Here is a 24,673-nt window from a genome sequence, read left to right as displayed (position 1 = left end):
CAACGCCACCGCGGTCGGTTAGACCAGTTCCACATCCAGCACACCGGGCGCCGCCTTCAGAGCTGCGGCGATTTCCGGCGAGATACGATACCGTTCCGTCAGTTCCACCTCGATCTCGCGCTTGCCATCATCCTTGATGACGATAAACGAGACGAGGCCATCGCCGCGGGCATTAAGATGCCGGGCGACCGTCTTCAGCGGCCCTGAGTCGCGCACGAAGACCCGCAGCGCCTTCTGCATGCGGACCGACTGTTCCTCCAACGACTGCACCGTCTGGATCCGCAGGCCAATGCCTTCCGGACGCTCGTCGGCCTGAACGGTGATGACAAGCGATTTTCCGGGCTCAAGCAGATCGCGGTACTGAGCAAGCGCTTCGGAAAACAGCACCGCCTCGAACTGACCGGTGGAATCGGAAAACATGACGATGCCCATCTTGTTGCCGGTGCGCGTCTTGCGTTCCTGCCGACCGGTGACGGTCCCGGCAAGACGGCCGGCGGTGGCGCCTGCCCTCACCGCCGTCGAGAAGTCGGCGAAGGTCTGGACGCGCATCTTGTCGAGCACCGCACCGTAGGTATCGAGCGGATGGGCCGACAGGTAGAAGCCGAGCACCTGATACTCGCGCATCAGCATTTCCGACGGCATCCACGGATTGAAGGTTGGAAGCACGAGTTTTTCCGGACCGCTGGCCGCGCCCGAGCCGAAGAAATCGGACTGGCCGGAGACCTTCTCCTCCTGGGCGCGCTGGGCATAGCCGATGACGCGGTCCATGCCGGCGCTGAGTTGGGCGCGGTCGAAGCCGAAGCAATCGAAGGCACCCGCAGCATTCAGGCTTTCAAAGACGCGGCGGTTGATCTGCTTCGGGTCGATGCGCAGGCAGAAATCCTCGATCGACGCAAAGGGCGTGTCGCCTCGGACCTCGACGATGTGATCGACGGCGTTTTCGCCGACGCCCTTGATGGCAGCGAGCGCGTAATAGATGCGGTTGTCGCCCGTCTCGAAGCGGCGGAACGAGGTCTGGACCGATGGCGGAATGACCTTGATGCCGAGCCGTCCCGCGTCTTCGCGGAAATCGTTCAGCTTTTCGGTGTTCGCCATATCGTAGGTCATCGACGCGGCGAGGAACTCGACCGGGTAATGCGCCTTCATATAGGCCGTCTGGTAGGAGACGATGGCGTAGGCGGCGGCATGCGACTTGTTGAAGCCGTAGTTGGCGAACTTCGCCAGCAGTTCGAAGATGTTCTTCGCCTGTGGCTTCGACACGCCGTTCTTGATGGCGCCACTGACAAAGCGCTCGCTCTGCTGGTCCATCTCGGCCTTGATCTTCTTGCCCATGGCGCGCCGCAGAAGGTCGGCTTCGCCGAGCGAATAGCCCGACAGGACCTGGGCGATCTGCATCACCTGTTCCTGGTAAACGATAACGCCCTGGGTTTCCTTGAGCAGATAATCGATCGACGGATGGACCGATTCGATTTCTTCCTCGCCGTGCTTGCGGGCATTGTAGGTCGGGATGTTTTCCATCGGACCCGGGCGATAGAGCGCCACCAGCGCAATAATGTCCTCGATACAGTCCGGTTTCATGCCGATCAGCGCCTTGCGCATGCCGGCGCTTTCTACCTGGAACACGCCGACGGTCTCGCCGCGCGACAGCATCTGGTAGGTCAGTTCGTCATCGAGCGGGATCTTGGCGAGATCCACGACGATATCGCGCTTCTTGCAGAATTCGACCGCGGTCTTCAGAACCGTCAGCGTCTTCAGGCCGAGAAAGTCGAACTTGACCAGACCGGCCTGCTCGACCCATTTCATGTTGAACTGGGTGACCGGCATGTCGGAGCGCGGGTCGCGGTACATCGGCACCAGCTTCGACAGCGGGCGATCGCCGATGACGATACCGGCGGCGTGGGTCGAGGCGTGGCGGTAGAGACCTTCGATCTTCTGGGCGATATCGAGAAGACGGCCGACGACCGGCTCCTTGTCGACCTCTTCCTGGAACTTCGGCTCTTCCTCGATCGCCTTTGCCAGGGTGGTCGGATTGGCCGGGTTGTTGGGCACCAGTTTGCAGATGCGATCGACCTGGCCATAGGGCATTTCGAGAACGCGGCCGACGTCGCGCAGTGCTGCGCGGGCCTGCAGCGAACCGAAGGTGATGATCTGCGCCACCTGCTCGCGGCCATATTTGCGCTGCACGTAGCGGATCACCTCTTCGCGGCGATCCTGGCAGAAGTCGATGTCGAAGTCGGGCATCGAGACGCGGTCGGGATTGAGGAAGCGTTCGAACAGCAGCGAGAAGCGCAGCGGATCGACGTCGGTGATCGTGAGCGCATAGGCGACCAGCGAGCCTGCACCGGAACCACGGCCCGGACCAACCGGGATGTTTTGCAGCTTTGCCCATTTGATGAAGTCGGCAACGATCAGGAAGTAGCCCGGGAACTTCATCTTCTCGATGACGCCGAGCTCGAAATCGAGCCGTTCGCGATAATCCTGCTCGGTGAAGCCGGCCGTGATACCGAGTTCGGCCATCCGGTTCTCGAGGCCTTCGACCGACTGACGGCGCAGCTCCGCCGTTTCGGCGCGCTCCGCTTCTGCCGGATCATCGGTGGCGCCGGTGAAGCGCGGCAGGATCGGGCTGCGGGTCTTCAGGATGAACGAGCAGCGTTTGGCGATCTCGACCGTGTTTTCGAGCGCTTCCGGCAGATCGGCGAACAGCTTTGCCATTTCGGCACGGCTCTTCAGGTAATGGTCGGGCGTCAAACGGAAACGGGTATCGTCGGATACGATCGCATTGTGCGCGACGGCCATCAGGGCATCATGAGCGTCGTAATCGGACTTGCCCGGGAAGAAGGCCTCATTGGTCGCGACCAGCGGCACATCCTGGTCGTAGGCAAGATCGATCATCCGCTGCTCATGACGGCGGTCGTAAGTGCCGTGACGCTGCAGTTCAATATACAGACGATCGCCAAAGGCCTGCTTCAATGACAGGAGGCGCGCCTTTGCGAGTACGGTGTTGCCATCCTTCATTGCCATGTCGACAGGGCCACCGGCAGCACCTGTCAGCGCGATCAGTCCTTCGGTGCCGCCATCTTCGAGCCAGGCGCGGCAGATATGCGTTGCCGCCTGCCCTTCTCCATCGAGATAGGCACGGCTGACGAGATCCACCAGCCGCTCGTATCCCTTGGCATTGGCGGCAAGCACAACGATTGCCGGCAGCTTCGCCAAATGGCCGTTGCGGCGCTCGTCTGGCTGATCCTCCATGTCAATCGACAGCTGGCAACCGATGATCGGCTGAATGCCATCACCGATGGATTTCTGGGCGAATTCCAGCGCGACGAAGAGATTGTTGGTATCGGTGACGGCGATCGCGGGCTGATTGTCCGCGATGGCCTTGGAGAGGATTTTCTTAAGCGGCAGCGCACCTTCCAGAAGCGAATAGGCGGAATGGACGCGCAGATGCACGAACTGTGGCGTCGCTCCCAAATCCTCCGATTCCGATTGTAAAGTCGCTGCGTCCGCCATCTGATACCCATTCCTTGAATCGGGTCATTGTCCGGCGCGGGGGCTTCAGAGTCGAGTCAAGAATGGTCTTCTCAACCTCTTTCCGCTTGCGCCCTCCGGCTGGGCGAGCACGGACCGGTTCACATCACCAGCATGATCATCGACAAGCTGGCAACGAAAGTTGCAATGGAGGCGAATGCGGCAATATCACGAAGAAGGTCAGTCATCGTCGTCTCCCGTGTTCGTTTATGTTGGCACTTTGTTCTCTTTTCGTGCCAACGTCAATAGTAGAACAAAACGGGAATAGAAGATTCTGAACGATGTTAATGCTGCTGCTGGCTGGAGGTAACCAGCGCTCCATAGGACCAAGCCGTTGCCGGGGAACGCAAGCGGTCGGCAACCAAACGCCAGCCATCGCTGCGGATCGCTGACGTGACGTCATTCCATGGCAGCAGTGTCCATCGCACGCCCCTTCGAGGATGTGACGATGGACACTATCGGATCAGGGGCACGCTATGGGGATCAGTGCGTTCGCTAGAACTCGACGACTTTGCCGCCTTCGATCGTGACGCGACGATCCATGCGGGCAGCAAGATCATGATTGTGAGTGGCAATCAGTGCAGCAAGCCCTGACTGGCGCACCAGCGCCTCCAGCGCTTCGAACACGTAGGATGCCGTCTTCGGGTCGAGATTGCCGGTCGGTTCGTCGGCCAGCAAAAGGCGGGGCGCGTTGGCCACCGCACGGGCAATCGCCACGCGCTGCTGTTCACCACCCGACAGTTCCGACGGGCGGTGTTCGCCGCGATGACCGATTCGCATGTAATCGAGAAGCTGGCCCGCGCGTTCGCGCGCTTCCCCCTTCGAAAGGCCGCCAATCAACTGCGGCATCATGATGTTTTCGATCGCCGTGAATTCCGGCAGGAGATGGTGAAACTGGTAGACGAAGCCGATGTCGGAGCGACGGATCGAGGTGCGCTCTTCATCCGACAAACCGTTGCAGGCCCGACCGCCGATCGTCACATCGCCAGCGTCCGGATGTTCAAGCAGGCCTGCCAGATGCAAGAGCGTCGATTTGCCGGTACCGGACGGGGCGACGAGCGCCACGATCTCGCCGCTCACGAGCGAGAAGTCTGCCCCGTTGAGGATCGACAGGCTCGTCTCCCCCTGGCCGTAGTGACGTTCGACGCCTGAGAGATTGAGGACGGTTTTACGCGGGACAGCCATGGAGACCTATTCGTATCGGAGGGCCTGGACAGGATCGAGCTTCGAGGCTCTCCATGCCGGGAAAATGGTGGCGAAGAAGGACAGGACCAGCGCCATGATGACGACCGAGAAGGTCTCGCCAAAACTCATTTCGGCCGGAAGCTGGCTGAGGAAATAGAGCTCCGGATCAAAGAGGATGGTGCCCGAGACCCAGGAGAAGAACTGTCGGATCGATTCGATGTTGAGGCAGACGATAACGCCGAGCGCGACGCCGGCAAACGTGCCAACGATGCCGATAGCAGCACCCGTCATGAAGAAGATCCGCATGATGGCGCCGGAACTCGCGCCCATCGTGCGCAGGATTGCGATATCGGAGCCCTTGTCCTTCACCAGCATGATCAGGCCCGAGATGATGTTGAGTGCCGCGACCAGCACGATCAGGGTCAGGATCATGAACATCACGTTGCGTTCAACCTGAAGCGCCGAGAAGAACGTCTGGTTGCGTTGGCGCCAGTCGGTAATGAAAATCTGGCGACCAGCAGCCTGCTCCACCAGCGGACGCATGTCCTCGACATTGTCGGGGTGATCGATGAACAGTTCGATCGACTGCACCAGCCCTTCGGCATTGAAATAGAGCTGCGATTCCTCAAGCGGCATGTAGATGATCGTCGCGTCGTATTCCGACATGCCGATCTCGAAAACGCCGGACACGGGATAGGATTTAACGCGCGGATTGACACCCATCGGTGTCACGTCGCCTTCGGGCGAAATCAGCGTGATCTGGTCGCCGGCCGAAATGCCGAGCTGCGAGGCAAGCCTGGAGCCGACAAGAACGCCCTGCCCCGACGCGAAGCCGACGATATCGCCCTGCTTGATATTACCAGCAACTTCCGTGACCTTCTCAAGGTCTTCCGGCCGTACGCCGCGCACAAGAGCGCCGGAACCGGCGCCACCCTTGCCGGATGCCAGCGTCTGCCCCTCGACAAGCGGCAGGGCCATCTTGACGCCGGGAACGGCAGCGAATTTCTTGGTCAGTTCGGCGTAATCGGTGAACGGCTGGTCGATCGGCTGGATCACCATGTGGCCGTTGATGCCGAGAATGCGGGAAATGAGCTCGGTGCGAAAGCCGTTCATGACCGCCATCACGATGATCAGTGTCGCGACGCCAAGCATGATGCCGACGAAAGAGAAGCCCGCGATGACCGAGATGAAGGCTTCCTTGCGGCGCGAGCGCAGGTAGCGCCAGGCGACCATTCGCTCGAACGACGAGAAAGCGCCAGCCCGCGGAGACTTGTCGACCTTCTCTGGTTCACCACTCGTCGCGATGCTCGCCATTCACGCTTCCTTACACATGGAGCGCGCGGGAGGCTTCCCGCGCTGCTGTATCAGATATGCCTGCCTAGCCTGTCGTCAGACTGGCCCGGCAAGACGTCGGTGTCCGATCATCCGGCGACGCGGTTGAGCGCCGCTTCGAGCGTCATGACGTCACGGGCTGCGGACTTGCGGTCCTTGACCTCGACCTCGCCGTTGGCGGCGGAGCGCGGACCGACGATTATCTGTACCGGAACACCGATCAGATCCGCTGTCGCGAACTTGGTGCCGGCGCGTTCGTCGGTATCGTCAAGCAGCACGTCCTTGCCGGCCTTGTTGAGCTTTGCGTAGAGATCTTCCGACAGACGATCGCATGCCTCGTCACCGGGCTTCATGTTGATCACCACGACATCGAACGGCGCAACGGATGCCGGCCAGATGATTCCGTTATCGTCATGCGATGCTTCGATGATGGCGGGAACAAGGCGTGTCGGCCCGATGCCGTAGGATCCCATGTGGACAAGATGTTCCTTGCCATCAGGGCCCTGCACCTTTGCGCCCATCGGCTCGGAATATTTCGTGCCGAAATAGAAGATATGGCCGACTTCGATGCCGCGGGCCGACAGGCGATCGCTATCCGGGATCTGATCGAAGGCCTGCTCGTCGTGCATTTCGGACGTGGCGGCATAGACCGATGTCCACTTGTCGAAGATTGCCTGCATGCCGGCGACATCGTCGAAATCCGTGTCTTCGCCTGGAATGTCGAAATTGACGAAATCGCGGTGCGAGAACACTTCCGACTCACCGGTGTCGGCGAGAATGATGAATTCGTGGCTGTGGTTGCCGCCGATCGGGCCGGTATCGGCGCGCATAGGGATAGCGCGCAGGCCCAGCCGATGGAAGGTGCGCAGATAGGCTGCGAACATCTTGTTGTAGGAATGGACGGCGTCTTCCTTGTTCAAATCGAAGGAATAGGCATCCTTCATCAGGAATTCGCGCGAACGCATGGTGCCGAAACGCGGACGGATCTCGTCGCGGAACTTCAGCTGGATATGGTAGAGGTTGAGCGGCAAGCTCTTGTAGGACTTGACGTAGGACCGGAAGATATCCGTGATCATTTCCTCGTTGGTCGGTCCGTAGAGCATCGGCCGCTCCTGGCGGTCCTTGATGCGCAGCATTTCCTTGCCGTAGGCGTCGTAGCGACCGCTTTCCTGCCACAGCTCGGCCGACTGCAGCGTCGGCATCATCAGTTCGACGGCGCCAGCCCGGTTCTGTTCCTCGCGGACGATCTTGTTGACCTTGTCCAGAACGCGCTTGCCGAGCGGCAGCCAGGAATAGATGCCCTGGCTCTGCTGACGGATCATGCCCGCACGCAGCATCAGCCGGTGCGAGACGATTTCCGCTTCCTTGGGGTTTTCCTTCAGGATGGGCATAAAATAGCGGGACAGACGCATGGACGTTTCCGGTTTCCGAGGCGTTCCCCAGATAACAAGGGAATCGGCCGTTTCTTGGTTTAAACTTTGACGGCGTACATAGCCGTTCGAGGGCGCAAATGGAACCCATAGCGCACGCTGCGGAACAGCAGATTGCGCTTGCAAGGGCTGGAGCTCAACGGTTTGATGACAAGCCCTGCGACAAATTCGTCCACGGGAAATTTTTGCCAAACTGTGTCAAAAATGCAAAAAAATCGAGTGACAAAGCACATTCGTTGGGCTAGGTTCAGCTCACAAAAGAGGCAAGGAGTTCAAATTCTTGCCAGTTCGCGGTCAAGTCTTGGGAGGATCAGATCTCTGGCGCGCTCGTCGCAGCCCCGGCAACGGAATGAGTATCACGCGAAACTGAAAAACAAGGCTTAACCGCCTTGTTTTTTTTTGGCCTGCTCACAGGCCGGGCCGCTTCTGCAGAAATCCAGAACGAAAGCTGCAGTTCGTCGCTGCTATGCCTGAAGAAAATGACAGCCGGATGACACGTCCGCCAGCAGCGCCCTACTCAAATGTCGGCATCAAGTTGGGAATGCTGTCGATCCCGAAGCCAAAATAGGTGGAGGCGAGATGGTAGGTGAGGTAGAGCGCCGCCGAGATCACGGTCGTCAACAAGATGACCCTGCCTCCGCGGAATCGAACGGGCGCACTTTCAACCGTCCCGATCATCACTTCCCCATCATCCTGCTGACTGCGATAGCCAAGCGGCAGGACGGCGAACAGAACCGTCCACCAGAGAATGAAATAGATCGCAGCGACGGTCAGCAATGGCATGATGTGTCTCCTCCGCACTACCTATAGAACAGGGGATGCCGGGCGCAAAGGACGAGGTTCGATATTTCCCGTCCGGCCAAGCTCTGCGAGATTGATTCCGCAGACGCAGCCAACATGCTGAAATGCTAACACATCTGCCCGGCCCCGAACCCTCTTGACGCTTACAGCGAGGAGAAGGTGTCGGAGGCCGTGAGCAGACTTGGTTTGGCGACGGCGCCTTAGACTTTGGAGACGAACACCGTCACGACCGGCTTCTTGCCCCAGGCCAGGTTGGCCGCGGAGCGGACGGAGCGACGCACGGCTTCGCGCAGCATGTCGAGATCCTTGCGGCGGGCGCGCGGGATGCTTTCGATCGCATTGAGAACCGCGTCATAAAGCGTGTCCTCCATGTCCTCGCCCTCATAGTCGACCTCCGGCATGCCGAAGGCAACGACGTCGGGATCGCTCAGGAAGTCGAAGCGGCTGTCGAGCAGCACGTTGACCGAGACGTGACCGGCAAAGGAGAGCTTGCGGCGGTCGCCGATGCCCATTTCCTCGAAGTCGCCGATCAGCTTGCCGTCCTTGAAGACGCGGCCATGCGGCGCATCGTCGATGACCTGAGCCGGGCCCGGTGCGAGACGAAGGATATTGCCGTTGCGAACACGCGGTATGTTTTTGATGCCGGCGGAGGCGCCAAGCGCTGCCTGGGCGGTAAGATGGGCTGCCTCGCCGTGAACAGGCACGAGGATCTCCGGTCTCGTCCACTCGTACATCTTCAGAAGTTCATTGCGGCGCGGGTGGCCCGATACGTGCACCAGCGCATCCGAGTCGGTGATGATCTTGATGCCCTGTTCGATCAGCGCGTTCTTGATCTCGATGATCGGCTTTTCGTTGCCCGGAATGGTGCGCGAGGAGAATACGACCGTATCGCCCGCCGCAAACGCGACGTTGCGCATCTCGTCGCGGGAGATCTTGGCAAGCGCTGCGCGCGATTCGCCCTGGCTTCCCGTCAGGATCACGACGACCTTGTCGCGCGGGATATAACCGAACTCGTCTTCGGAGATGAAGGGCTTGATGCCTTCCATGATGCCGAGGTCGCGGGCCACGGCGACGACTCGCTTCAGCGACGAACCGAGCAGCAGAACTTCGCGGCCGGCGGCGTCGGCTGCTTCGGCGATCGAGCGGATGCGGCCGACATTCGACGAGAAGGTGGTGATTGCCACCCTGCCCGCAGCATTTTGGATGACCTGCCGCAGGCCTTCCGACACTTCTTCTTCGGAGGGGGAAACGCCTTCGCGCAGCGCATTGGTGCTGTCGCACATCAGTGCGAGAACGCCCTCGTCGCCGATCACGCGGAAACGGTTCTCGTCGGTCAGTGGCCCGAGCGACGGCGCATGGTCGATCTTCCAGTCGCCGGTATGGACGACATTTCCGAGCGGCGTGCGGATGACCAGCGACATCGGCTCTGGGATCGAGTGGTTGACGCCGACGGCTTCGATCTCGAACGGGCCGACATTGATGCGGTCGCCAGCCTTGAAGATGGTGATCGGGATTTCGGCGCGCGTGCCTTCGTAATTCCGCTTTGCTTCCAGCATGCCCGCGGTAAACGGCGAGGCGTAGACCGGCACGTTGAGGCCGGGCCACAGATCATTCATGGCGCCGTAATGATCCTCATGCGCGTGCGTGATGATCATCGCCTTGATGTTTTTCTTCTGGGCCGTCAGAAACCGGATATCGGGTAGGACAAGATCCACGCCCGGCAGGTCCGGACCTGGAAAAGTGACGCCGCAATCGACCATGATCCACTGCCGCTTGTCCGGCGTTCCGTAGCCGTAGAGAGCGAGGTTCATGCCGATCTCACCCACGCCGCCAAGCGGCAGGAACACCAGTTCGTCCTGTTTAGCCATTTTTATTGTTATTCCGTTCTTGCAAAAAATACATCGCCTGCTGCGATCGGCATCAAAGAGCCATGGCCGGTATCAAGCAGCAGAAATCCAGTGTCATCGATACCTGCGAATGTGCCGTTTAGCGAGCGCTCAGGTAGATTTACCGTAATTTTCTCACCAATTCCGCATGCGACGCGGCGCCATCGGTCGACGACTGTAGTAATACCCCGACCCTCGTCCCATTCCTCCAGAACTGTCGCCATCTCCCTGAAAAGATGTGCGAATACATCCTCTGGCGACGCAGAAGACCCTTGGTCGTGGAGACGTGTGACACCGTAGGGTGCGCTATCGGGCATGTGGCGAATATTGATGCCGATGCCAATCACGAGCGCACGGTGGCCGCCCGGAAGCGCTTCGCTTTCAATGAGGATACCGCAGGTTTTCTTGCGGCCGATCAGGATATCGTTCGGCCATTTGACCTCGAGCGGCTCTCCACCGGTGGGAAGAACGGCCCGCAGGGCGGCGTGAACAGCGACAGCGACAGCAAGCGGGAGCGACGAGAGGCGCTCTGGTGGCGCCGGATCGATCAGCAGCAGCGAGGCATAGAGATTGCCGGGCTCTGACGTCCAGGCGCGGCCGCGGCGGCCACGGCCGTCTGTCTGGCGGGTAGCTGTCAACCACAACAAACCGGCTTCGCCCGCACGGGCGCGGGCGAGGCATTCTGTGTTGGTGGAGCCGACCTCGTTCAGCGCTTCATGACGAAACGCATTGAGCGATAGGCTTCGGCTCCTCAACGTCATCCTCAGAAGAACGACTTCGCAGCAGCGCTGGCGGCTGAGCCGATCGGTCCACCGATCAGCACATAGGCGACGACGAACAGGCCGGACAGGCCGAAGATCAGACGCAGTTCGCCGGAGACACGGGCGAACTGACCCTTCGGCTCATCAAACCACATCAGCTTGACGATGCGCAGGTAGTAGTAGGCGCCGACGACGGAAGAGAGCACGCCGATGATTGCCAGCGCATAGAGCTTAGCCTCGATCGCCGCCACGAACACGAAGTATTTGGCGAAGAAGCCTGCGAGCGGCGGAATGCCGGCCATCGAGAACATCAGCGCCGTCAGCACCAGCGCCATGAAGGGCTTGGTCGAGGAAAGACCTGCGAGATCTTCCACGGTTTCGACATAGGTACCGTCTTCGCGGCGCATCGCCATGATGCAGGCAAAGGTGCCGAGCGTCATCACCATGTAGATGGTCATGTAGAGCACGACGCCGGAGACGCCGGTCTCTGTGCCGGCAGAAAGGCCGACCAGTGCGTAGCCCATATGGCCGATCGAGGAATAGGCCATCAGGCGCTTGATGTTCTTCTGACCGATAGCCGCGAAGGAACCGAGCAGCATCGACGCGATCGCCACGAAGACGACGATCTGGCGCCAGTCGGAAAGGATCGGCAGAAAGGCTTCCGAGACGACACGAACCAGGATTGCCATGGCCGCAACCTTAGGCGCCGACGCGAAGAAGGCCGTCACCGGTGTCGGTGCACCTTCGTAAACGTCCGGCGTCCACATGTGGAACGGCACGGCGGAGATCTTGAAGCAGGCGCCGGCGAGGATGAAGACCATGCCGAAGATGAGGCCGAGGCCGCGCTCTTCAGACGACAGAACGGTCGCGATTTCGTCGAAGCCGGTATTGCCGGTGAAGCCGTAGACCAGCGACATGCCGTACAGCATCATGCCCGACGAAAGCGCGCCGAGGACGAAGTACTTGAGGCCGGCTTCGGTCGAGCGAAGGTTGTCGCGGCTGAAGGCGGCGACGACATAGAGCGCCAGCGACATCAGCTCGAGGCCGAGATAGAAGGCGAGCAGATCGTTGGCCGAGATCAGCACCATCATGCCGAGCGTCGCCAGAACCAGAAGGACCGGGAATTCGAACTTGTCGAGTTCCAGCGCCTTGGCCTGTCCCATCGACATAACCATGGCGGTGATCGATCCGATCAGTGCCAGGATCTTCATGAAGCGGGCGAACGTATCCGATACGAAGGCGCCGCCGAAGGCCTGACCGTCGCCGGTCATGAAGATCAGCATGGCGCCTACGACCGCCAGAAGGGCGATCGCAAGACCGGTGACCAGCGGAGCGGATTTCTCGCCGGAGAAGACGCCAATCATCAGAAGGGCGAGCGCGCCTACGGCCAGGATGACTTCCGGCAGGGCCAGACGCAGGCTTTGGCTCAAGAGTTCAGCGGTCATGTCCAGTTTCGTCCCGTCTCAGTGCACGTTGAGTGCAAGGTTCTTTGCTGCGGCCAAGGCTGCGGAGTAATTGTTCACCACGAGATCCACCGAGGCTGCGGTCGCGTTAAGGACCGGCATTGGATAGAAACCGTAGAAAATCGTGAGCGCGACCAGTGGGTAGAGCAGGAACTTCTCTCGCGTCGAAAGGTCGAGAAGTGCCTTCAGCTTTTCCTTTTCCAGTGCCCCGAAAATGACCCGGCGATAAAGCCAGAGCGCATAGGACGCGGAAAGGATGACGCCGGTGGCGGCAAACAGTGCCACCCAGGTGTTGACCCGGAAGACGCCCATGATCGTCAGGAATTCGCCGACAAAGCCGGATGTGCCCGGCAGGCCGACATTCGCCATGGTGAGGATCATGAAGGCGACGGCATATTTCGGCATGTTGTTGACGAGACCACCGTAAGCCGAGATCTCGCGGGTATGGAGGCGGTCATAGACAACGCCGACGCAGAGGAAGAGCGCGCCGGAGACGATACCATGCGACAGCATCTGGAAGATCGCACCCTGCACGCCCTGCTGGTTTGCCGCAAAGATGCCCATCGTAACGTAGCCCATGTGGGCAACCGACGAGTAAGCGATCAGCTTCTTGATGTCGTCCTGCATCATCGCCACCAGCGAGGTGTAGATGATGGCAATGACGGACAGCGCAAACACCATCGGCGCGAAGTACTCGGATGCCAGCGGGAACATCTGCAAGAGGATGCGGATCATGCCGTAGCCGCCGAGCTTCAGCATGACGCCAGCCAGGATGACCGAACCTGCGGTCGGGGCCTGAACGTGCGCATCCGGAAGCCAGGTGTGGACCGGCCACATCGGCATTTTCACCGCGAAGGCTGCAAAGCAGGCGAGCCAGAGCCAGGTCTGGACGCCGGCCGGGAAGCCGAACTTCAGAAGCTCGGTCATATCGGTCGTGCCGGCCTGCCAGTACATGGCCATCACGGCCAGCATCATCAGAACCGAACCAAGCAGCGTATAGAGGAACAGCTTGTAGGATGCGTAGACGCGATCCTTGCCGCCCCAGACGCCGATGATGATGAACATCGGGATCAGCGTCGCTTCGAAGAAGATGTAGAAAAGCACGATATCGAGGCCGACGAAGACGCCGGTCATGGCCACCTGCAGGAGCAGGAAGGAAATCATGTATTCCTTGACGCGCTTCTCGATCGCTTCCCAGCTGGCAAGCACGCAGAACGGCATCAGGAATGTCGTCAGGATGACGAACAACATGGAAATGCCGTCGACGCCGAGATGATAGGAAATCCCCGTGCTCAGCCACTCATGCTTTTCGACCATCTGGAAGCCCGGGTTCGAATTGTCGAAACCGATCCAGATGAACAGAGAGACGATAAAGGTGACGACCGTCGTCAGGAGCGCGATGTTGAGCACGTTGCGGCGACCGTTCGCCCCCTCGCCGTTTGTCAGCAAGAGGAGGAGAACGCCGACCAGCGGCAGGAAGGTGACCGTCGAGAGAATTGGCCAGTCGGTCATTACATTGAGCTCCCGAGCATCATCCATGTGACGAGGGCGGCGACGCCGATCAGCATCGCGAACGCGTAGTGATAAAGGTAACCGGACTGCAGCTTGACCACCCGGTCGGTGATATCGACCACGCGGGCGGCGACGCCGTTGGGGCCGTAGTTATCGATAACGGCGACGTCACCCTTCTTCCACAGGAAGCGGCCGAGAGCCTTGGCCGAGCGGACGAAGAGGAAGTCGTAGAGTTCGTCGAAATACCACTTGTTCAGCAGGAACTGGTAGAGGCCCTGCTGCGAAGCGGCGAGACGCTTCGGGGTTTCCGGCGACTTGATGTAGAAGTACCAGGCGGTGACAAGTCCGATCAGCATGGCCATGAATGGCGACAGCGCCACCAGTGCCGGCACGTGGTGGAACTCGTGCAGCAGTTCGTTCTGCTCCGACGTGAACAGCGCGCCCTTCCAGAAGGCGTCGTAGTCGTGGCCGTAGAAGAATTCCTTGAACACGACACCAGCGAGCACTGCGCCGGCTGCCAGGATGTAGAGCGGCACCAGCATGACGTTGGGGCTCTCATGGACGTGATGCATCACTTCATGGCTCGCACGCGGCTTGCCGAAGAAGGTGAGGAAGATCAGGCGCCACGAATAGAAGCTCGTGAACATCGCGGCAATGACCAGCAGAGTGAAGGCAAAGCCTGCAACTGGCGAGGACGAGGCATAGGTTGCCTCGATGATGAAGTCCTTCGAGAAGAAGCCTGCAAAACCGATCGGCGTGAACGGAATGCCGACGCCGGTGATGGCAAGCGTGCCGATCAGCATCATGGCGAAGGTCAGCTTGATGTGGCTGCGCAGGCCGCCCATGTGTCGCATGTCCTGTTCGCCATCGACGGCATGGATGACCGAGCCGGCGCATAGAAACAGGAGTGCCTTGAAGAAGGCGTGCGTGAACAGGTGGAATACGGCGGCACCATAGGCGCCGACGCCGAGTGCCACGAACATGTAGCCGAGCTGCGAACAGGTCGAATAGGCGATGACGCGCTTGATGTCGTTCTGCACGAGGCCGACGGTTGCCGCGAAGAAGGCCGTGATCGCACCGATAATGGTGACAATGGTCAGCGCATCCGGCGACAGCTCGAACACCGGCGACATGCGGGCGACGAGGAACACACCGGCGGTGACCATGGTCGCGGCGTGAATGAGGGCCGAGACCGGGGTCGGGCCTTCCATCGCGTCCGGCAGCCAGGTGTGCAGCAGGAACTGCGCCGACTTGCCCATGGCGCCCATGAACAGAAGCAGGCAGACGACGGTGAGTGCGGTTGCCCGTGTCAGTTCCATGCCGAAGATGTTGGCAACGACCTGCGTCGCTTCCGGAGCACCTTCAGCCGGCAGGTAGTTGGCCGCAGCGGCAAAAATGGTTTCAAAGCTGATCGAGCCGAACAGCACGAACAGGCCGGCAATGCCGAGGATGAAGCCGAAGTCGCCGACGCGGTTGACAATGAATGCCTTCATGGCCGCAGCCGAAGCGGACGGCTTCTTGTACCAGAAGCCGATCAGCAGATAGGACGCGAGACCCACGCCCTCCCAGCCGAAGAACATCTGCGCCAGGTTGTCGGACGTGATCAGCATCAACATCGCGAAGGTGAACAGCGACAGGTAGGCGAAGAACCGCGGGCGATGCGGATCGTGGTGCATGTAGCCGATCGAGTAGATATGCACGAGCGTCGACACGGAGTTGACGACGACGAACATGATCGCGCTCAGCGTATCGATGCGGAACGACCACTCGACGTCGATGCCGCCCGACTGCATCCACTGCATCACCGGAACCTTGATAACTTCGCCGGCTTCGCCGTGGTGAAGGGCCACGTTGAAGAAGACGATCCAGGACAGGATCGCCGCGATGATCATCAGACCACTGGTGACGTATTCGGATGCCTTGGCACCGATCTGGCGGCCGAACAGGCCGGCGATCAGAAAGCCGATCAGGGGAAGAAAGACGATTGCCTTGTAGATCATGACCCGATCAGCCCTTCATCATATTGACGTCTTCGACCGCGATCGAGCCGCGGTTGCGGTAGAAGACGACGAGAATTGCAAGACCGATGGCAGCTTCCGCAGCAGCGACGGTCAGAATGAACAGTGCGAAGACCTGGCCGACGATGTCGTTCAGGAAGGACGAGAAGGCCACCATGTTGAGGTTGACCGCGAGCAGGATAAGCTCGACCGACATCAGGATGATGATGACGTTCTTGCGGTTCAGGAAGATGCCGAACACGCCAAGCGTGAACAGGATGGCGCTGACCGTGAGATAGTGGGAAAGACCGATTTCCATAATTGTTGTTCCTTGTTCCCGCTACCTTCAGAGACCCTGACCGGACTTGACCTTGACCACCTCGACGGCGGTTTCCGGCGTGCGTGCGACCTGCCTCGAAATATCCTGACGCTTGACGTTGGTGCGATGGCGCAGCGTCAGCACGATGGCGCCGATCATTGCGACCAGAAGCACCATGCCGGCGAGCTGGAAGAAATAGACGTAATTCGTATAGAGCACATCGCCGAGAGCGGCCGTGTTGGTGCGCACGGCAGGGTTCGGGATCGGCATGGTGATGGAACTCGCCGCCTCAGGCGCCAGAACCGAGCCGCCGATCACGACGATCAGTTCAGCCGCGAGGATCAGCCCGATGACGATGCCGATCGGCGCGTACTGGAGAATACCGGAGCGCAGTTCCGCAAAGTCGATGTCGAGCATCATCACGACGAACAGGAAGAGAACCGCGACCGCGCCGATATAGACGACGAGCAGGATCATCGCCAGGAACTCGGCCCCGGTCAGCAGGAACAGGCCCGCCGAATTGAAGAAGGTGAGGATGAGGAAGAGCACCGAATGGACCGGGTTCTTGGCCGAGATGACCATGAACGCCGACGCCACCGCGATGAACGCGAAGATGTAGAAAAAGATAGCCTGCAGACCCATCGTGGTGCCTTTTCGTTCCTCATCGGGCGGCGCTTCCAAAAAGCCCCCTGCCCGTCAGAACCCGGCGCTTCGAACGCACCGAGATTAAATGACCAATGCTTGCCCGGCGCCCGATCAGAGCGACGGCATGCTCGCCCCGTTACCGGTAGGGCGAGTCGATCCCGATGTTGCGCGCGATTTCACGCTCCCAACGATCGCCGTTTTCGAGAAGACGTGCCTTGTCGAAATACAGTTCTTCGCGGGTTTCCGTCGAGAATTCGAAATTAGGACCTTCAACGATCGCATCGACCGGGCAGGCTTCCTGGCAGAAGCCGCAGTAGATGCACTTCACCATGTCGATATCGTAACGCACCGTGCGGCGGGTGCCGTCGTTACGGCGCGGGCCGGCTTCGATCGTGATCGCTTGGGCGGGACAGATCGCCTCGCACAGCTTGCAGGCGATGCAACGCTCTTCGCCGTTCGGATAGCGGCGCAGTGCATGTTCGCCACGGAAGCGCGGCGAGACCGGGCCCTTTTCGAACGGGTAGTTGATCGTCGCCTTCTGCTTGAAGAAATACCTCATCGACAGGAAGAAGGCGCCGACGAATTCCTTCAGGAACAGCGAGTTGATAGCCTGGGCAATAGCCATCTTATTCTCCAATTATGCCGAGTGACGAACGGGCCATGATCATGCCCATCCCATCAGTTTCAGCACGAATGCAACGATCACGACCATGGCGAGCGACAGAGGCAGAAACACCTTCCAGCCGAGACGCATGAGTTGGTCGTAGCGATAGCGCGGTACGAAGGCCTTCACCATAGCGAACATGAAGAAGACCATGGAGCCTTTCAGCATGAACCAGATGATGCCGGGAACCCAGTTGAGGAACCAGACGTCTACCGGCGGCAGCCAGCCTCCGAGGAAAAGAATAGTGGTCAGCGAGCACATCATCAGGATGGCGGCATATTCGCCAAGCATCAGCATCATGTATGGCGCTGACGAATACTCGACCATGTAACCGGCGACAAGTTCGGATTCCGCTTCCGGCAAATCGAACGGGGGACGGTTGGTTTCTGCGAGCGCCGAGATGAAGAAGATCACGAACATCGGGAACAGCGCCAGCCAGTGCCAGTCGAGGAACGAAGCCGGCAGACCCATCATCGTGCCGAGACCGTCATGCTGTGCATTGACAATGTCGGTCAGGTTGAGCGAGCCGACGCAGAGCAGGACCGAGACGATGACGAAGCCGATCGAGACTTCATAAGACACCATCTGCGCCGCCGAGCGAAGTGCACCGAGGAACGGGTATTTCGAGTTCGATGCCCAGCCGGCCATGATGATGCCGTAGACTTCGAGCGACGAGATCGCGAAGACGTAGAGGATACCGACATTGATGTTGGCGATAACCCAGTTCTGGCTGAACGGAATGACCGCCCAGGTGGCGAGTGCCAGCGTCACCGAAATCAGTGGAGCCAGAAGGAAGACGCCTTTGTTGGCGCCAGCCGGAATGATCGGCTCCTTCAGGATGAACTTCAAAAGGTCGGCGAAGGACTGGAACAGACCGAACGGGCCAACGACGTTGGGACCCCGGCGCAGCTGAACGGCCGCCCAGATCTTGCGGTCGGCGAGAAGGATATAGGCAATGAAGACCAGAAGGCAGACCAGGAGCAGAAGAGACTGCCCAACCATGATCAGTGCCGGCCAAACGTAGGTCCAGAAGAACGAATCCATGTTCATATTACTCCGCCGCAACCTGGAAATTGTTGCGGGCCAGTGCCGAGCATTCCGCCATGACGGCAGATGCGCGGGCGATCGGGTTGGTCAGATAGAAATCCTTGATCGGCGTCGTGAAGCCGCCCTTGGAAAGCTCACCGGATTTCAGGCCGAGGGTGGCGATGTCGTTGACCGAGCCGGTCGCGATCTCATCGAGATCCGCAAAATGCGGGTGATCCGCATAGAGCTTCGCACGCAGAGCATAAAGCGAATCGAACGGCAGCTTCTTGCCGAGCACGTCTGACAGGGCGCGGATGATTGCCCAATCCTCGCGGGCTTCGCCCGGCGCGAAGCCGGCACGGTTGCCCATCTGGACGCGGCCTTCGGTGTTGACCCAGGTTCCGGACTTTTCCGTGTAGGTTGCGGCCGGCAGGATGACGTCGGCGGTATGCGCGCCGTTATCGCCGTGGCTGCCGATATAGACGGTGAACTTGGCGTATTTCGTCGAGAACTCCATCTCGTCGGCGCCAAGCAGGAAGAGAACGTCCATCGACTTCAGCATGGTTGCGGCATTGGCACCCTTGGCACCCGGCACGAAGCCGAGATCGAGGCCACCTACGCGCGATGCTGCGGTGTGCAGGACGCCGAGACCGTTCCACTCGTCGGTCAGCGCGCCAACGGAACCGGCAAGCTTTGCCGCTGCCTGGAGAATCGCGAGACCATCCGGACGCGAGAGAGCCCCCTGCCCTACGATGATCATCGGGTTCTTCACGCCGCGCAGCTTTTCGGCAAAGCTGTTGCTGCCCGACGAAAGCTCGGCAAGCGAGTCCGGGCCGGCGCCGAGATAATCATAGGCGTAGCGGAGTTCGCTTACTTCGCCGATCACGCCGATCGGGAAGTTGCCGCGACGGAAACGCTTGCGAATGCGGGCGTTTAGAACCGAAGCTTCATAGCGCGGGTTGGCGCCGATCAGGAGCAAGCCACCGGCCTGTTCGATGCCTTCGATGGTCGGGTTGAAGATGTAGCTGCCGCGACCAAGCGACGGATCGAGCGCCGTCCCGTCCTGGCGACAATCGAGGTTTTCCGAACCGAGCGAGTTCATCAGCGACTTCAGCGCGTACATTTCCTCGACCGAAGCCAGATCGCCGGCAATTGCGCCGATCTTGTCCCCTGATGTCGCGGAAACAGCGGTCTTGATCGCTGCGAAGGCTTCGGCCCAGCTTGCAGCCTGCAGACGGCCGTCCTTGCGGACATAAGGGCGATCGAGGCGCTGGGTTTTCAGACCGTCCCAGATGAAGCGGGTCTTGTCCGAGATCCACTCTTCGTTCACCTGCTCGTTGACGCGCGGCATGATGCGCATCACTTCGCGGCCGCGGGTGTCGACGCGGATTGCGGAGCCGACGGCATCCATGACGTCGATCGATTCGGTCTTGTTCAGTTCCCAAGGACGGGCCGTGAAGGCGAACGGCTTGGAGGTGAGCGCACCGACGGGGCAGAGATCGACAACGTTGCCCTGAAGCTCCGAGGTCATCGCGTGCTCGAGATAGGTCGTGATTTCGGCATCTTCACCGCGGCCGATAAGACCAAGCTCAGAAATGCCGCCGACTTCGGTCGTGAAGCGGACGCAGCGCGTGCAGTGAATGCAGCGGTTCATCACGGTCTTGACGAGCGGGCCGATATACTTGTCTTCGACGGCGCGCTTGTTTTCGGTGTAGCGCGAGCTATCGATGCCGAAGGCCATCGCCTGATCCTGCAGGTCGCATTCGCCACCCTGGTCGCAGATCGGGCAATCCAGCGGATGGTTGATCAGCAGGAATTCCATCACGCCTTCGCGGGCCTTCTTGACCATCGGCGTGTTGGTGAAGACTTCCGGCAGTTCGCCATTCGGGCCGCCGCGAATATCGCGCACGCCCATCGCGCAGGATGCCGCCGGCTTTGGCGGGCCACCCTTTACCTCGATCAGGCACATGCGACAGTTGCCTGCCACGGACAGACGCTCGTGGAAACAAAAGCGCGGGATTTCGGCGCCGGCTTCCTCACACGCTTGAAGCAGCGTGAAATGATCCGGGACTTCGATTTCCTTGCCGTCTACCTTCAGCTTCGTCATCGTCTTAACTACGTCCTCAGTTCATCCATCAGCCGTCTCGCCGAGGGACACATTCCTTACTTCAACAGCGCCCTCGCCTGGCCGACCCAGTCGCCCCGCGAAATGCGCCCATCGAAACCCAAGTCGTCTTCGAACCGGGCAATATCTGTTTCGGACCAAGCGGCGATCGCGGCAAGCCCGCCAACACCTTTGTCCTTCGAATTCTTTCCAACCTTCGGGCTGATGCCGTCCGGTTACTCCGCTGCTTCCAGAACTGCGCCGTGCGAGGTCGAGTCCTTCGTGTACTGGTCGATACGCGCCTCGATTTCAGGGCGGAAATTGCGGATCAGGCCTTGGACCGGCCAAGCGGCCGCATCACCCAGCGCACAGATCGTGTGACCCTCGATCTGCTTCGAGACCTGAAATAGCATGTCGATTTCGCGCTTCTGCGCGTTGCCGCGCACCATGCGCTCGAGAACGCGCATCATCCAGCCCGTGCCTTCGCGGCAAGGTGTACACTGGCCGCAGCTCTCGTGCTTGAAGAAGGCTGCGATGCGCCAGATCGCCTTGATGACGTCGGTCGACTTGTCCATGACGATCATGCCGCCCGTGCCGAACGACGATTTCACGTCGCGCATGCCGTCAAAGTCCATGATGGCATCGGCCATGTCTTCGCCGCGAACGATCGGGCAGGACGCGCCGCCGGGAATGACGCCGAGAAGGTTATCCCAACCGCCGCGGATACCGCCGCAATGATGCTCGATGATCTCGCGGAACGACAGACCCATCGCCTCTTCAAAGGTGCAGGGCTTGTTGACGTGACCAGACACCATGAACAGCTTGGTGCCGACATTGTTCGGACGACCGATCGACGAGAACCACGAGGCTCCGCGGCGCAGAATGGTCGGCGCAACAGCGATCGATTCGACGTTGTTGACGGTCGTCGGGCAGCCGTAGAGACCCATATTGGCCGGAAACGGAGGCTTCAGGCGCGGCTGGCCCTTCTTGCCTTCGAGGCTTTCGAGGAGCGCCGTCTCTTCGCCGCAGATATAGGCACCGGCGCCGTGATGGACGTAGATATCGAAATCCCAGCCGTTCTTGTTGTTCACGCCAAGCAGACCGGCAGCATAGCATTCATCGATCGCCGCCTGCAGGTCTTCACGCTCGCGCATGTATTCGCCGCGGACATAGATGTAGGCGGTATGCGCGTTCATGGCGAAACCGGCGATCACGCAGCCTTCGATCAGCGTATGCGGATCGTTGCGCATGATTTCACGGTCCTTGCAGGTGCCAGGCTCCGATTCGTCGGCGTTGACGACGAGATAGTGCGGGCGACCATCCGATTCCTTCGGCATGAAGGACCACTTGAGACCGGTCGGGAAGCCTGCGCCACCACGACCGCGAAGACCGGAAGCCTTCATCTCGTTGATGATCCAGTCGCGGCCCTTTTCGATGATGATCTTCGTACCATCCCAGTGGCCACGGCTCATCGCGCCCTTCAAGGACTTGTCCTTGAGACCGTAGATATTGGTGAAAATGCGATCCTGGTCTTGCAACATGATCTATCTACCTACTCGACCGACTTTATCACATCGGATGTCATCATCAGCATGCCCGTCGTGACGGACCGAAACTTTGCCGCGCCCTTCATCAGGAGCTTTCCCCTTCAGGCTTCGGCTTGCGGCTGCGCTTCGGCTTCGTCTCGCCCGAGGGAACACCGAGCTCTGCCGGAGCGCCTTCGGCCTTGCTGCCGGTCGCTGCTGGCGCCGTCTCGGTTGTCGTCGGCGAACCTTCGCCCTTTTCAGCAACCTTGACGTTCTCGGCAGCAGCCTTCGGTGCCGTGACCGGCGTCTTCAGCGACTTGTCTGTCTCAGGCGCCGTATCCTTCGGACGACCGGCATTTGCTGGCGGCACGGATGCGCCTTCGGTCACAGCCTGTGGCTGCGGCTCGAGATTGGTGCGAACAGGCTTGATATCGTCGACCAGCGTGATCGGAGCACCGATCGGTGCCGACTCATGACGGTCGATCTGCGGACCGGTCTTGACCTCTGAGCCCTTGCCTGCCTCGAACGTGTCGATGATTTCTTCAAGACGCTCGGGGGTCAGGTCCTCGTAGGCATCCTTGAAGATGATCACCATCGGCGCGTTGACGCAGGCGCCCTGACACTCGACCTCTTCCCAGGACAACGTGCCGGTTGCATTGAGATGCAGCGGATCGTGGTGGATCTTCTTCTGACAGACCTTGATCAGGTCTTCCGAACCGCGAAGCATACAAGGCGTCGTGCCGCAGACCTGGATATGGGCGCGCGTGCCGATCGGCTTCAGCTGGAACTGGGTGTAGAAGGTCGCGACTTCGAGGACGCGGATGTAAGCCATGTCAAGCTTGGCGGCGATATGCTCGATCGCCGAGCGGGTGACCCAGCCATCCTGCTCCTGCGCACGCATCAACAACGGAATGACGGCCGACTGCTGCCGGCCTTCCGGGTATTTCCTGATCGTTGCCTCTGCCCAGACCGCATTCTCCTCGTTGAAGGAGAAGTTTGCCGGCTGGAACTGTTCTTCGGCTAGTCGACGAACGGACATGCTTTCAACGCCTTATCAGTTTATGACCCCGCACCGCGATCTCGTGAGTGTCACGAATTCGCAGGCATAGGCCGTCTTGTCTTTCTGCATGAACACGATCAGCTTCGTGCCGTTGAGTACGGATGTCTTGATCTCGTAGCCATCGGACAGGAGCGTAGCCATCGACGCCGAACCGCCGCTGACACTCGACAGCGCCTCCTGCGCCTGCGAGACCGCAGGAGCAGAGAGCACGAGAGCAGCGGCTGCGACGGCGCGAAGCTTCATCAGCGGTCAACCTCACCGAACACGATGTCCAGAGAACCCAACACCGCAGACACGTCCGCCAGCTGGTGTCCGCGACAGATGAAGTCCATCGCCTGGAGATGTGCATAACCCGGAGCGCGGATCTTGCAGCGGTAGGGCTTGTTGGTGCCATCGGCGACCAGGAACACGCCGAACTCGCCCTTGGGCGCTTCGACGGCCGCGTAAACTTCGCCGGCCGGAACGTGGTAGCCTTCGGTGTAGAGCTTGAAGTGGTGGATCAGCGCTTCCATCGACCGCTTCATCTCGCCACGCTTCGGCGGCACGACCTTGCCGTCGGTCGAAGACACCGGGCCGGTCTTTGCGTCGCTGAGCAGACGATTGACGCACTGCTTCATGATCTTGCAGGATTCGCGCATCTCGATCATGCGGATCAGGTAGCGGTCGTAGCAATCGCCGTTCTTGCCGATCGGAATATCGAAGTCGAGGTCGGCGTAGCATTCGTAAGGCTGCGACTTGCGCAGATCCCAAGCCGCGCCCGAACCGCGGACCATGACGCCGGAGAAGCCCCAGGCCCATGCATCGTCGAGGCTCACGACGCCGATATCGACGTTGCGCTGCTTGAAAATGCGGTTGCCTGTCAGAAGGTCGTCGATATCGTCGAGCTTTGCCGGGAATTCGTCGCACCACTGGCCGATGTCTTCGACCAGTTCCACCGGCAGGTCCTGATGAACGCCACCCGGACGGAAATAGGCGGCATGCATGCGGGCGCCGCAGGCGCGCTCATAGAACACCATCAGCTTTTCGCGTTCTTCGAAGCCCCAAAGCGGCGGGGTCAGAGCGCCGACGTCCATGGCCTGCGTCGTGACGTTCAGAAGATGCGAGAGGATACGGCCGATTTCCGAATAGAGAACGCGGATCAGCTGACCGCGGATCGGGATCTCGAGGCCGAGCAGCTTTTCGACCGCGAGCGAGTAGGCATGCTCCTGGTTCATCGGCGCGACGTAATCGAGCCGGTCGAAATAGGGCAAGGCCTGCAGATAGGTCTTGGTCTCGATCAGCTTTTCGGTGCCGCGATGCAGGAGACCGATATGCGGATCGACACGCTCGACGATCTCGCCATCCAGTTCCAGCACCAGACGCAGAACGCCATGAGCAGCCGGATGCTGCGGACCGAAGTTGATATTGAAGTTCCGGACGTTGTGTTCCGTCATT

At 60.0% G+C, this 24,673-nt stretch carries 19 protein-coding genes; all 19 read right to left on the bottom strand.

What is annotated here, in order from left to right; all coding sequences use genetic code 11:
* Positions 1-18 precede the first annotated feature (18 nt).
* A complete protein-coding gene (gene dnaE, locus IFT66_RS03200) occupies positions 19-3,510 on the bottom strand; it encodes a DNA polymerase III subunit alpha (protein ID WP_092661998.1) in 3,492 nt (1,163 codons plus the stop codon).
* 513 nt (positions 3,511-4,023) lie between these two features.
* Entirely contained in the window at positions 4,024-4,713 is a 690-nt protein-coding gene (locus IFT66_RS03195) for an ABC transporter ATP-binding protein (protein WP_062453220.1), read from the bottom strand.
* A 6-nt stretch (positions 4,714-4,719) separates the two neighbouring features.
* Entirely contained in the window at positions 4,720-6,027 is a 1,308-nt protein-coding gene (locus IFT66_RS03190) for a lipoprotein-releasing ABC transporter permease subunit (RefSeq protein WP_062453221.1), read from the bottom strand.
* A 107-nt stretch (positions 6,028-6,134) separates the two neighbouring features.
* Positions 6,135-7,457, bottom strand: a complete 1,323-nt coding sequence (proS, locus tag IFT66_RS03185; protein ID WP_192076767.1) for a proline--tRNA ligase — start codon at positions 7,455-7,457, stop codon at positions 6,135-6,137.
* A gap of 531 nt (positions 7,458-7,988) precedes the next feature.
* Entirely contained in the window at positions 7,989-8,258 is a 270-nt protein-coding gene (locus tag IFT66_RS03180; RefSeq protein ID WP_062580018.1) for a DUF1467 family protein, read from the bottom strand.
* Positions 8,259-8,476: 218 nt separating this feature from the next.
* Positions 8,477-10,144, bottom strand: coding sequence for a ribonuclease J (locus IFT66_RS03175; RefSeq protein ID WP_192076766.1), 1,668 nt, complete (start codon positions 10,142-10,144; stop codon positions 8,477-8,479).
* An 8-nt stretch (positions 10,145-10,152) separates the two neighbouring features.
* Positions 10,153-10,923: a biotin--[acetyl-CoA-carboxylase] ligase gene (locus IFT66_RS03170; RefSeq protein ID WP_192076765.1), complete on the bottom strand. Its 771-nt coding sequence runs from the start codon at positions 10,921-10,923 to the stop codon at positions 10,153-10,155.
* 2 nt (positions 10,924-10,925) lie between these two features.
* Positions 10,926-12,368 carry an NADH-quinone oxidoreductase subunit NuoN gene (nuoN, locus tag IFT66_RS03165; RefSeq protein WP_192076764.1) on the bottom strand — a complete coding sequence of 481 codons (1,443 nt, stop codon included), beginning with the start codon at positions 12,366-12,368 and terminating at the stop codon, positions 10,926-10,928.
* An 18-nt stretch (positions 12,369-12,386) separates the two neighbouring features.
* The gene (locus IFT66_RS03160; protein ID WP_062580009.1) at positions 12,387-13,898 is read right to left on the bottom strand and encodes an NADH-quinone oxidoreductase subunit M; all 1,512 of its coding nucleotides are present in this window, start codon (positions 13,896-13,898) and stop codon (positions 12,387-12,389) included.
* Positions 13,898-15,898, bottom strand: a complete 2,001-nt coding sequence (gene nuoL, locus IFT66_RS03155) for an NADH-quinone oxidoreductase subunit L (protein WP_192076763.1) — start codon at positions 15,896-15,898, stop codon at positions 13,898-13,900. The genes IFT66_RS03160 and nuoL overlap by 1 nt, the downstream gene beginning before the upstream one ends.
* Before the next feature lie 7 nt (positions 15,899-15,905).
* Entirely contained in the window at positions 15,906-16,214 is a 309-nt protein-coding gene (gene nuoK, locus IFT66_RS03150) for an NADH-quinone oxidoreductase subunit NuoK (protein ID WP_062453229.1), read from the bottom strand.
* 27 nt (positions 16,215-16,241) lie between these two features.
* Complete coding sequence (locus tag IFT66_RS03145; protein ID WP_092661988.1) at positions 16,242-16,856, bottom strand: NADH-quinone oxidoreductase subunit J; 615 nt, start codon at positions 16,854-16,856, stop codon at positions 16,242-16,244.
* Positions 16,857-16,995: 139 nt separating this feature from the next.
* Entirely contained in the window at positions 16,996-17,484 is a 489-nt protein-coding gene (gene nuoI, locus IFT66_RS03140) for an NADH-quinone oxidoreductase subunit NuoI (RefSeq protein WP_062580005.1), read from the bottom strand.
* A 39-nt stretch (positions 17,485-17,523) separates the two neighbouring features.
* Positions 17,524-18,567 (bottom strand): NADH-quinone oxidoreductase subunit NuoH, encoded by a 1,044-nt coding sequence (gene nuoH, locus IFT66_RS03135; RefSeq protein ID WP_062454722.1) that lies wholly within the window; start codon positions 18,565-18,567, stop codon positions 17,524-17,526.
* A gap of 7 nt (positions 18,568-18,574) precedes the next feature.
* Positions 18,575-20,656, bottom strand: coding sequence for an NADH-quinone oxidoreductase subunit NuoG (nuoG, locus tag IFT66_RS03130; protein WP_192076762.1), 2,082 nt, complete (start codon positions 20,654-20,656; stop codon positions 18,575-18,577).
* A gap of 233 nt (positions 20,657-20,889) precedes the next feature.
* Positions 20,890-22,194, bottom strand: coding sequence for an NADH-quinone oxidoreductase subunit NuoF (nuoF, locus tag IFT66_RS03125; RefSeq protein ID WP_092661984.1), 1,305 nt, complete (start codon positions 22,192-22,194; stop codon positions 20,890-20,892).
* A gap of 91 nt (positions 22,195-22,285) precedes the next feature.
* Positions 22,286-23,218 carry an NADH-quinone oxidoreductase subunit NuoE gene (nuoE, locus tag IFT66_RS03120; protein WP_192076761.1) on the bottom strand — a complete coding sequence of 311 codons (933 nt, stop codon included), beginning with the start codon at positions 23,216-23,218 and terminating at the stop codon, positions 22,286-22,288.
* Positions 23,219-23,233: 15 nt separating this feature from the next.
* Positions 23,234-23,482 carry a hypothetical protein gene (locus tag IFT66_RS03115; RefSeq protein ID WP_192076760.1) on the bottom strand — a complete coding sequence of 83 codons (249 nt, stop codon included), beginning with the start codon at positions 23,480-23,482 and terminating at the stop codon, positions 23,234-23,236.
* Complete coding sequence (locus IFT66_RS03110; RefSeq protein ID WP_062453235.1) at positions 23,482-24,672, bottom strand: NADH-quinone oxidoreductase subunit D; 1,191 nt, start codon at positions 24,670-24,672, stop codon at positions 23,482-23,484. The genes IFT66_RS03115 and IFT66_RS03110 overlap by 1 nt, the downstream gene beginning before the upstream one ends.
* Between the last annotated feature and the right edge of the window lies 1 nt (position 24,673).

Origin of the sequence: Rhizobium sp. CFBP 13726 (assembly GCF_014841925.1) — a bacterium.
Taxonomy (GTDB): Bacteria; Pseudomonadota; Alphaproteobacteria; order Rhizobiales; family Rhizobiaceae; genus Neorhizobium; species Neorhizobium soli.
Note: the sequence above shows the minus strand (reverse complement) of the source record. Positions and strands in the feature narration are given on the sequence as shown.